Below are 10976 nucleotides of genomic sequence, written 5' to 3' on the forward strand. Positions count from 1 at the left end.
GTATCGAGACCAGCAAGTGCTGGTCTTTTTTCATTCAAAACAACGCAATAACTATGGCTACTATACATGTAAGTGGAACAAAGCTTTCTCCCGAAAAAGTACAGGTTCCCCTCAATCGCAAGTTTCTCATTGCCTTGGCAACACTATTTGTGTTGGCAATGCACTTTTTCATGCCCAACCCCGGCGGTTCGGGGCTTTCGCTTTCGTTCAATGCGACAACTTGGATTGCTTTTAGCTTTGCATTAGGCATTGGGTGTTACCAACTTGCGAATAATCGAGTACTACGTTACTCAAAACTAACCATCGGCTTGTTCATTAGTGCTCTTATCATGACGGTGCCCATTCTGTACCCAAATGCGAATAGCAGTTTGGCAGCCAATAAGCTCATTGGCCTGTGGTGTGGTGTCCTGTTCTTTATTGTCTTACAACAATTTCATTTCAGTAATAAACATCGCCAACGCCTATTATGGTTCATTGTCCTTGCGGTTGTTATCGAAGCCATTTTTGGTTTGACACAATATCTGTATCTCAAACCAGGCAATCCGTTTGGTTACGACACGGTGGCCAATCGTCCTTATGGTATTTTCCAACAGCCCAATGTAATGGCCAGCTTTCTTGCGACAGGGTTGGTGATTGCCAGCTATTTACTTGCACGTCAGCCCTACAAATACGATCGTAAGTTAAGCGATGTTTACCTTCTCTATGCCGTACCAGTTTTAACTTTACCACTAATTGTGGCGTTGGCTTCACGCACTGGTTGGTTAGCCTCGGTCATCGCCGTGTTGTTGGTCATTCCATACATGTACCGCTTTGCAACCAAAGGGCGCTTTATCCGCTGGGTTGTGTCACTTGTAAGTGGGCTCTTACTCTCAGTCGTTGTCATGCATCTTGCCTTTCCTGATGGAGGTGGGTTAGCCGCAGAAAAAGTAAATATGGAGTCTCCTCGAGCGTATACTTTTCCGCAAACATTAGACATGGTGATTGAAAAGCCTTTTACTGGTTATGGATATGGCAAGTTTGAATCTGAGTACATGCTGTATACGGCTCGTCAACATGCCCTAAATGAGAATTACCCAGCTGGTTTGCCAGCCATGGATCATCCGCATAACGAGCTGCTTTACTGGGGAGTAGAAGGTGGCTTACTGCCAATACTCGGCATCTTCTTAGCGATGGCACTGGTACTGTATCGAATCTATCAAGCCAAACGCGGAACTCGTCTTGCGTTGCTGGCCTTGTTTATACCTATCGTATTGCACTCACAACTGGAATACCCTTTCTACCACTCTCTCGTGCATTGGTTGATCTTCGTTATCCTACTGTACTGGGTCGATCAGCGCGTCTCTCGTTATCGACAAGTCGGCTTTAGTACTATGACCAAAAGCTTGCTGCGTGTTTTTAGTTTGGTACTTCCCGTTGCGTTTACGTTTTACATGGTAAGCGCATTACATACGAACTATGTATTGACGAAGTTTGAGACCACTAGACCAACTAACCCTGATATTCTGAATCAAGTCAGTAACCCTGTAGTTTGGAAAGACAGGTTTGATTGGGATGTCTACAGCACGTTTTTAAACCTTGGGCTGTACCAACAAGACGCAACCTTGATTCAGCCTTATATCGATTGGTCGCTAAAAATCATCAAAGATAAGCCTCGTCCTGCATTTTATAATAATTTGATTTTGGCCTACCAAGGCTTAGATGACTCAAGTAAAGCGGAGCAAATTAGATCTGAAGCGCAGTTTTTGTTCCCGAAGATTGATTTCAGTGACGTCAATAACCAGCCACCTTCTCAAGCAATATCTGCCTCACCAGCCCCCACTTCAGGAGCTGAGTAATAAATACCAAAAAGCGAAGGGATGACCTTCGCTTTTCTTTATCTCATTGCTGTATGATTTTATTCAGTGAGTGACTCTTCTAACGCTTTTAAGCACAGCGCAACGTTTTCAGATCGAGCGCCGTAACCCATTAAGCCAATACGCCACGCTTTACCAGCTAATGCCCCAAGGCCTGCACCAATTTCTAGGTTATAGGTTTCTAGCAAGTGAGCACGAACTTTTGCTTCATCAACTCCTTCAGGCACGTAAATCGCATTTAATTGTGGCAACCGATGGGCTTCGTCCACAACAAATTCAAAGCCTAACTTTTGTAAGCCATTTTTGAGTTTTTCATGCATCAGTTGGTGACGAGCCCAAGCGTTTTCTAATCCTTCATTTTTCAGTATCAATAAAGCTTCATGAAGCGCATACAAGCTATTAACTGGCGCCGTATGATGGTAACTACGCTTGCCTTCTCCACTCCAATACCCCAAAACTAAACTCTGATCGAGGAACCAACTCTGTACTGGTGTTGTTCTTGCTTGAATCTTTTCAATCGCGGCAGGAGAAAACGTCACTGGTGAGAGCCCAGGTACACATGACAAACATTTTTGACTACCAGAGTAAACCGCATCCAGTTGCCACTCATCCACTTTTAACGGCACACCACCAAGTGACGTCACCGCATCAACAATAGATAATGCATTATGCTGTTTCGCCAGCTTACCCAATGCTTGAGCATCACTGACTGCACCAGTTGAGGTTTCCGCATGCACAAAAGCAAGAATTTTTGTATCTGGGTGCTGTTCGAGTGCTTGCTCGACTTTATCAATGGAAACAGGCGTCCCCCATTCATCATCGACGATAACAACTTCACCACCAGCACGGACGACATTTTCGCGCATGCGTTCACCAAATACACCGTTACGGCAGACGATCACTTTGTCGCCTTTCTCGATCAAGTTTACAAAGCAGGTTTCCATCCCTGCACTACCAGGGGCTGAAACCGCAATAGTGAATTCATTGTCAGTTTGAAAGGCATACTTCAATAGCTGCTTGAGCTCATCCATCATACCGATAAACAGAGGATCAAGGTGACCTACCGTAGGACGGCTTAGTGCTTGTAACACTTGAGGATAAATATCAGAAGGACCAGGTCCCATTAAAATACGGTGAGGCGGAATAAAGCTTTGGATCGACATGTCAGCTCCTTGATTATCTTTTATCCTGAGCATTCTAAAAGTTCTATTCAATAACATGGCTCAGGTGTAGGGTTCTTCACCCTAATAGATTTTTCCTCTATCAGCAATTAGCCGTAAGTATGGAGGTCAAACCAGTGTCACAAAATCGTTAATAAAAAACACCATAAAGGTTGAAATATTGATTGACATTAAGGCCTCAAAACCGTTCAATGTTTGAGCTTTATGTAGAAGAGGAGCGCTACCCAGGTAGATGATTTGTGGAACCGCAATTCCAACACCAATCATTGAGGGGGAGTAGTGCCGAGGTAAGTCAAAGTTGCAGGATTTGACTTGTCGGTTGAATTGGGCTGAATCCCATCAACTGTCATCAGCGCAGTCTGATGAAGGGCTTCTGAGGGTAAATTTTTCAAATAGCATTCTAAATACCTCTCTTTTTGCTCTGTTCCTTTTCTCACTAAACATTGGATGTACAATTTTTTAGGAAGTCGTGGGAGAACGCAGTGAGCGCATTTAACGTAGCTAAATTCGGTGGAACCAGTGTTGCCAACTTTGAGGCAATGAGTCGTTGCGCCACCATTATCGAAAACAATCCAAATACTCGCCTGGTCGTGAGCAGCGCTTGCTCTGGCGTCACCAACCTATTGGTAGAACTCGCCAACGGTGTTCAGGATCAAACGCACCGTACTGAGCTGCTGCAAAATCTGGCCAACATTCATGACGCCATTTTAACTCAGCTCGAAGACAGCACGAAAACTGCTGCCGAGGTGTATGGCATATTAGATACCGTAACCAGCCTGGCCGAGGCTGCATCTATCCAAGCTAGTGCGAAGTTAACCGATCATTTAGTCGCATGTGGCGAACTCATGTCGACGCATATTCTAACTCAGTTAATGTGTGAGCGAGGCATTCAAGCTGTGCGCTTTGATATCCGCGATGTGCTGCGTACTGATGACAACTTTGGTCGCGCGGAGCCAAACATTGAAGCAATTTCGACGCTTGCGCAAGATAAACTCGTACCACTTTGCCAACAATCCGTTGTTGTTACTCAAGGCTTCATAGGATCTGACGAAGCCGGTAATACAACAACATTAGGTCGAGGGGGCAGCGATTACAGCGCCGCCTTAATTGCTGAGAGCGTTAAAGCGGCAGGGCTAGAAATCTGGACTGATGTTCCGGGTATCTACACAACAGACCCGCGAATTGCACCAAAAGCCTCACCAATTCCCGAGATCAGCTTTAGTGAAGCTTCAGAAATGGCTAACTTTGGCGCTAAAATCCTTCACCCTTCTACGCTAGTACCCGCATTACGCCACGACATTCCGGTATTTGTAGGGTCATCGAAAGAGCCTGAAAAAGGGGGAACTTGGATTCGCCACCAAGTCGAAAGCTCACCGTTATTCCGTGCGCTAGCTTTGCGTTGTAACCAAACCATGGTAACGCTACGCAGCGCCAATATGTTCCACGCATACGGATTCTTAGCGAAGGTTTTTGAGATCCTTGCAAAGCATAAGATATCTGTCGATTTGATCACAACATCTGAAATCAGTGTATCGTTAACACTTGATCAAACCGATACATCCGGCGGCGCGCCGCAGCTGCCGCAAGCTGTACGAGAAGAGTTAGAAGAGCTATGTAAGGTAGAAGTTGAACATGACCTATGCCTCGTTGCTCTCATTGGTAACAACATGAGTGAGAGTAAAGGCTACGCGAAACAGGTTTTTGGCACGCTAGAAGACTTTAACCTACGCATGATTTGTTATGGCGCTAGCCCTCACAACTTATGCTTCTTGCTCCATGAATCGGTATCGAAACAAGCCATACAAAAACTCCACACCGAGTTGTTTGAGAAGTAAGTTCAACTCAATAAAACAAAGGGCTGCGTATCTGCAGCCCTTTGTTGTTTCATTAGTTGTTACATTTGGACGAGGTAAACATCAATTTAACCGTTAATGTTTGGCCCTAACCATTTTTCAGCCTCGATCCTATCCCACCCCTTACGATCGGCGTAACTCTCTAGCTGATCTTCTTGGATCTGTGCGATCGCAAAGTAACGTGAGTCAGGATGAGAGAAATACCAACCAGAGACTGACGCGCCCGGATACATTGCATAGCTGGAGGTTAGAGTCATGCCAATGTTCTCTTCCACATTAAGTAGCTCCCAAAGCGGTCCTTTTTCAGTATGCTCAGGGCACGCTGGATAACCTGGTGCAGGGCGAATACCTTGGTATTTTTCACGAATGAGATCATCGTTAGATAAATCTTCATCCGCAGCATAACCCCAAATTTCTTTACGGACACGCTCATGCAAATACTCAGCAAACGCTTCGGCTAGGCGATCCGCCACCGCTTGAATCATAATTGCGTTGTAATCATCTCCCTGTGCTTTGTATTCATCAGCAAGCTCTCGTTCACCAATACCACCAGTGACAGCAAATGCCCCTATCCAATCATGTTTACCCGACTCTTTAGGTGCGATGTAGTCGGATAAACAATAGTTGAATCCTTTTGGTTTCTCGGTCTGTTGTCGCAAGTTACGTAATACTTTCACAACGTCGGTACGAGTTTCATCAGCATAAACTTCAATGTCGTCCCCCACGCTCGCAGCAGGGAATAAGCCACACATTCCACGCGCTTTTAACAGGCCTTCTCGCTCAACTCGATCAAGTATCTCGTTGGCATCTTCGAATAAACGTTTTGCTTCTTCACCAACTTCTTCATGTTGGAAAATTGTTGGATACTTACCCACAAGTGACCAAGTCATAAAGAATGGTGTCCAATCAATGTATTGACGTAATATAGCCACATCAAAATCATCGAAGATATGAATGCCAGGCTTAACAGGCACTGGAGGGGTGTAAGCTTCCCAATCGATCGCAACTTTATTCGCTCGAGCCGCTTCTAATGTCACTGGTTTGGTTCTCGGTTTCTTTCGATTATGTTGATCACGTACTCGGTCGTAATCAGCTTCAAGTTTCTCAACAAATTCAGGACGACGTTCATCTGACAATAGAGAAGTACATACGCCCACCGCACGTGAGGCGTTGTTCACGTAAACCACTGGATGCTTGTAATTTTGCTCAATCTTAACTGCTGTATGGGCTTTTGACGTTGTTGCGCCACCGATGAGAAGAGGTAAGTTAAAGTCGAGACGCTCCATCTCTTTTGCAACATGCACCATTTCGTCTAATGAAGGCGTGATCAACCCTGATAAACCAATAATATCGACGTTTTCTTCTTGCGCTACTTTTAAGATCTTTTCGCAAGGAACCATGACACCAAGATCGATAATTTCGTAGTTATTGCACTGCAATACAACGCCAACGATATTTTTCCCGATATCATGTACATCACCTTTGACCGTCGCTAGCAAAATCTTACCGTTTGTTTGTCCCACCTGCTTTTCTGCATTGATGTAGGGCTCCAGATGCGCGACTGCTTGCTTCATCACTCGTGCAGATTTTACGACCTGAGGAAGGAACATTTTACCTTCACCAAACAAGTCTCCGACGACGTTCATCCCATCCATTAATGGGCCTTCAATCACCTCTAATGGCTTTGAAGCGTTGACACGAGCTTCTTCGGTATCATCAACGATGAACTCAGTTATTCCTTTCACTAACGCGTGCTCTAAACGCTTTTCAACAGGCCAAGTTCTCCACTCAAGTGCAGAGGCATCCTCCTCTTTACCTACCCCTTTGCCTGCATATTCCGCCGCGATATCTAACAATCTCTCAGTGGCGTCATCACGACGGTTAAGAACGACATCTTCCACAGCCTCACGCAATTTTTCAGGCACGTTATCGTAGATTTCTAACTGACCCGCATTCACAATCCCCATATCCATACCATTTTTAAAACAGTGGTAGAGGAACACCGCGTGAATCGCTTCACGTACATAGTTATTGCCACGGAAAGAGAATGAGACGTTAGAAACACCACCCGAGATCATCGCATGTGGTAAATCACGTTTGATATCGCCAACGGCTTCAATGAAATCCACCGCGTAGTTATTATGCTCCTCGATCCCCGTAGCAATGGCAAAAATGTTTGGGTCAAAAATGATGTCTTCTGGTGGAAAGCCCACTTCATCAACAAGAATTCGGTAAGCGTTGGTACAAATTTCTACTTTGCGCTCACGTGTATCTGCTTGCCCAATCTCATCAAACGCCATCACAATCACAGCCGCACCGTAACGGCGGATCAACTTAGCTTGTTCAACGAATTTCTCTTTGCCTTCTTTGAGAGAGATCGAGTTAACAATGCCTTTGCCTTGGATGCACTTAAGACCGGCTTCAATAACCTCCCACTTGGAAGAGTCAACCATGATTGGTACTTTTGAGATTTCAGGTTCTGACGCACAAAGGTTTAAAAAGCGAACCATACAAGCTTGTGCATCCAACATGCCTTCATCCATGTTGATATCGATAATTTGAGCGCCATTTTCAACTTGTTGACGAGCCACATCGAGCGCTTCATCGTACAGCTCTTCTTTAATTAAGCGCTTAAAACGCGCAGAACCGGTTACATTCGTACGCTCACCGACATTGATAAATAAAGAGTCTTTATCAATAGCGAGTGGCTCTAGGCCAGACAAGCGACAAGCAACGGGAAGTTCAGGTAATTGACGAGGGGCGATATTTTCAACCGCGAGTGCCATTTGGCGAATGTGCTCAGGAGTTGTACCACAACACCCACCAATCAAGTTTAAAAAGCCACTTTGAGCCCACTCTTTAACATGCTTAGCCATATCTTCTGGCGACAAATCGTATTCGCCGAATGCATTCGGAAGCCCAGCATTTGGGTGAGCGGAAACAAAAGATTCTGATATACGCGAGAGCTCTTCAACATAAGGACGCAGCTCATCTGGACCAAGTGCACAGTTCAAACCAAACGAAATCGGTTTAACATGACGTAATGAGTTGTAAAACGCTTCTGTGGTTTGACCGGATAATGTCCGACCGGAAGCATCAGTAATAGTCCCCGAGATCATCACAGGTAACTCAATACTCATCTCTTCAAACACACTTTCAACAGCAAATGAACAAGCCTTAGCGTTAAGCGTATCGAAGATGGTCTCGATAAGAATAAGGTCTGAACCACCTTTAATAAGCGCTCGAGTCGATTCAGAGTAAGCCTCAACTAACTCGTCGAAAGAAACATTTCGATATCCGGGGTCATTTACATCAGGAGAAATAGAACAAGTTCGGTTTGTCGGCCCTAAAACCCCTGCGACATAACGTGGTTTATCGGGTGTTTTTGCGGTCCATTCGTCTGCAACTTCACGTGCAAGCTTGGCAGCTGCAAAGTTAATTTCTTCACTTAGGCTTTCCATCTCGTAGTCAGCCATTGCGATAGTTGTTGCGTTAAAAGTATTGGTCTCAAGAATATCTGCACCCGCTTCTAAATATGCAGCGTGAATTTCCTTGATAAGTTGAGGCTGACTTAGAACCAACAGGTCGTTGTTACCTTTTAGATCACAATGCCAATCCGCAAAGCGCGTTCCTCGATAGTCTTGCTCTTCAAGTTTGTACCCTTGAATCATGGTTCCCATACCACCATCAATAAAAAGAATACGTTGCTTCAATTGAGCTTCAATCTGTTGTATTACGTTACTTCCCACAGTACAGCCTCATTCCTTTAGTTATCTTTCCATCCTATCACACAAACTTCAGGAGTCTAGACGTCTAAACGTAGAATTAATGATTATTTTATATCCTTCTTAACTTGCAAAATAATCACGAAAAAATGTTTGCTATTTAAGCAGCATCAGCCGAGAATTCCATTCATAAAATGTTACAAATAGAGAGCTCTATGTCGGTCTATCATACTTTATGTTTTCTATCCGCAGCTGCGATGCTAATTGCTTTTGTAAACAGCAAGATAGGAAAGATGCAAACCACCATTGCGATTACCGCAGGTTCAATGGTGCTTTCACTTCTAATCTTAATTGCGGGTCAAAACAACTGGTTCCATCTCACCGAAATTGCGACGGAGACGGTCACAAGGATTAACTTCGAAGATTTCTTGCTCAAAGGCATTCTTGGCTTCTTACTATTTGCTGGTGGACTAGGCATCAAACTCCCGAACCTTAAAGATCAAAAGTGGGAGATCACTGTTTTAGCCCTTGGAGCTACACTGTTTTCTACGTTCTTTATTGGATTTGCGCTGTATGGGTTTTGTCAGTTAATTGGCATCCAATTTGATTTGGTCTACTGCTTACTATTTGGTGCTCTAATATCGCCAACTGACCCAATCGCTGTATTGGCTATTGTGAAAAAACTAGATGCTCCTAAACGTATCTCCACTCAGATTGAAGGAGAATCGCTCTTCAATGATGGCTTCGGTTTGGTTATCTTCGTCACTCTATTTACGATTGCATTTGGCACTGAGGCACCAACTGTAGGTAGTGTCACCTTACTCTTCATCCAAGAAGCTATCGGTGGTATCACATATGGTTTCGTCCTCGGTTTGCTATTCCACTACTTGATCAGTGCCACCGACGATCACTCAATGGAATTGTTACTTACCATTGGTGTCCCAACAGCAGGTTACGCATTTGCTGAATACATCCATGTATCAGGCCCACTCGCGATGGTTGTATCCGGTATTATGATTGGCAACTGGACACGCTTTATTGGCTTTTCAAAAGAGAGTGAAGATCACCTTGACCATTTTTGGGAGCTTGTTGATGAGTTCTTGAATGGCGTGTTATTCCTACTGATCGGCATGTCGATGCTGCTATTTGAATTCCACAAAGAAGACTGGATCATGATGGCTATTTCAGTCCCTCTTGTACTAGCAGCTCGCTATCTAAGTGTATTTCTTTCTTACATAGGCTTTAAACGTTACAGAAAATATAATCCATGGTCAGTGCGTATTTTGACGTGGGGCGGTTTACGCGGAGGCCTAGCACTAGCGATGGCGCTTTCTATTCCATCTGGTATTTGGGTGATTCAAGATAAGTTAATCGATGTAAAAGAGATTATTCTTGTAATGACCTACTCCGTCGTTGTTTTCTCTATCCTCATTCAAGGCTCAACAATCACTCCAATGATTGAAAAAGCAAAAGCAGAAGAGAAGAAGATGGAAGAGAATAACCAAGCAATAACCACTCCGGAACATGCGGAGCCATTGGACTCTTAAAGACACGTAACTTAATAAATAAAAAGCAGCTACCTAGCTGCTTTTTTCATAACTAATTTTCAGACTCCCCTTCAAGGACTAATGCTCCTTATTCTTTGATATACCTTCAAATATACTAAGAATCGCTACGCTACATTTTCATAGATACTAACTATTGCCGATAGATAGTATTCATAGACGAGCCTTTTAATTTACCCATTTTCATCTGTATCACTTCTCTTCCCTTGGCAATATAGGCTCCTCGTAAACATCAAAGCTAAACTTCCACAATACTTAGCAATGAGCGAGTTTGTATTTTTATGAGAAAGAGACATTTAGGGTGATTGCGTTCAGAACCCAAACGGGTTAGAAACCTCACCGAGATAAAACTGAGCTGGCACCCAGGTAGCAAAGCCTTAACGGAAGTTTAAATCCCTCCCTCTTGAACTCAGTGAGACTAAACTTGTATTCAAAGTCCTCCTGTTTTCAAATTAGAAACAAGCGACAACTCAAACAATTAAGCTCTGTCACATAACTAGATTTTCTAATATCGAATAAAAGGAGCTTTGGTTAGAGCTTGGTATCGGAATAAGGCTAAGACTAAGGCACAGAGTTACATGCTAGCTCGTTCACGACGATATTAAAACCATGTGAAGAGGGTAGTGTAACTCTAGATGCAAGGTTTCAATATGAAAGTGAGTTTCAGGTAAGTCGGGGGAACCAGAACGAAAAAAGCCCCAGTATTTCGACTGGGGCTTAATATAAGTGGCGGAGTGGACGGGACTCGAACCCGCGACCCCCGGCGTGACAGGCCGGTATTCTAACCAACTGAACTACC

Annotated in this window: 5 protein-coding genes and 1 riboswitch; of the genes, 3 read left to right on the plus strand and 2 right to left on the minus strand. The window is 44.1% G+C overall.

Features of this window, described 5'->3' with window-relative positions; all coding sequences use genetic code 11:
- Positions 1 to 53 precede the first annotated feature (53 nt).
- Entirely contained in the window at positions 54 to 1835 is a 1782-nt protein-coding gene (locus R7M92_RS18725; RefSeq protein WP_318133975.1) for a PglL family O-oligosaccharyltransferase, read from the plus strand.
- Between the two features lie 59 nt (positions 1836 to 1894).
- Here R7M92_RS18725 and R7M92_RS18730 read toward each other — a convergent pair whose 3' ends face one another.
- Positions 1895 to 3016, minus strand: a complete 1122-nt coding sequence (locus tag R7M92_RS18730; protein WP_033907426.1) for a pyridoxal-phosphate-dependent aminotransferase family protein — start codon at positions 3014 to 3016, stop codon at positions 1895 to 1897.
- Positions 3017 to 3236: 220 nt separating this feature from the next.
- Positions 3237 to 3415: riboswitch (Lysine riboswitch) on the plus strand.
- A gap of 101 nt (positions 3416 to 3516) precedes the next feature.
- Between R7M92_RS18730 and lysC the strand changes: the two genes are divergently transcribed.
- Positions 3517 to 4869, plus strand: a complete 1353-nt coding sequence (gene lysC / locus R7M92_RS18735) for a lysine-sensitive aspartokinase 3 (protein WP_042523508.1) — start codon at positions 3517 to 3519, stop codon at positions 4867 to 4869.
- An 86-nt stretch (positions 4870 to 4955) separates the two neighbouring features.
- Here lysC and metH read toward each other — a convergent pair whose 3' ends face one another.
- The gene (metH, locus tag R7M92_RS18740) at positions 4956 to 8636 is read right to left on the minus strand and encodes a methionine synthase (protein ID WP_318133977.1); all 3681 of its coding nucleotides are present in this window, start codon (positions 8634 to 8636) and stop codon (positions 4956 to 4958) included.
- A gap of 191 nt (positions 8637 to 8827) precedes the next feature.
- Here metH and R7M92_RS18745 point away from each other — a divergent pair, with 191 nt between their 5' ends.
- Positions 8828 to 10159, plus strand: coding sequence for a sodium:proton antiporter (locus R7M92_RS18745; RefSeq protein WP_318133979.1), 1332 nt, complete (start codon positions 8828 to 8830; stop codon positions 10157 to 10159).
- Positions 10160 to 10976 lie beyond the last annotated feature (817 nt).

This window comes from Vibrio sp. Vb2880, assembly GCF_033337975.1.
Taxonomy (GTDB): domain Bacteria; phylum Pseudomonadota; class Gammaproteobacteria; order Enterobacterales; family Vibrionaceae; genus Vibrio; species Vibrio alginolyticus.

Excerpts from the sequence above, each read along its gene's own strand:
- R7M92_RS18730 (WP_033907426.1), bottom strand. The coding sequence starts at position 3,016 with ATGTCGATCCAAAGCTTTATTCCGCCTCACCGTATTTTAATGGGACCT.
- R7M92_RS18745 (WP_318133979.1), top strand. The coding sequence starts at position 8,828 with ATGTCGGTCTATCATACTTTATGTTTTCTATCCGCAGCTGCGATGCTA.
- R7M92_RS18725 (WP_318133975.1), top strand. The coding sequence starts at position 54 with ATGGCTACTATACATGTAAGTGGAACAAAGCTTTCTCCCGAAAAAGTA.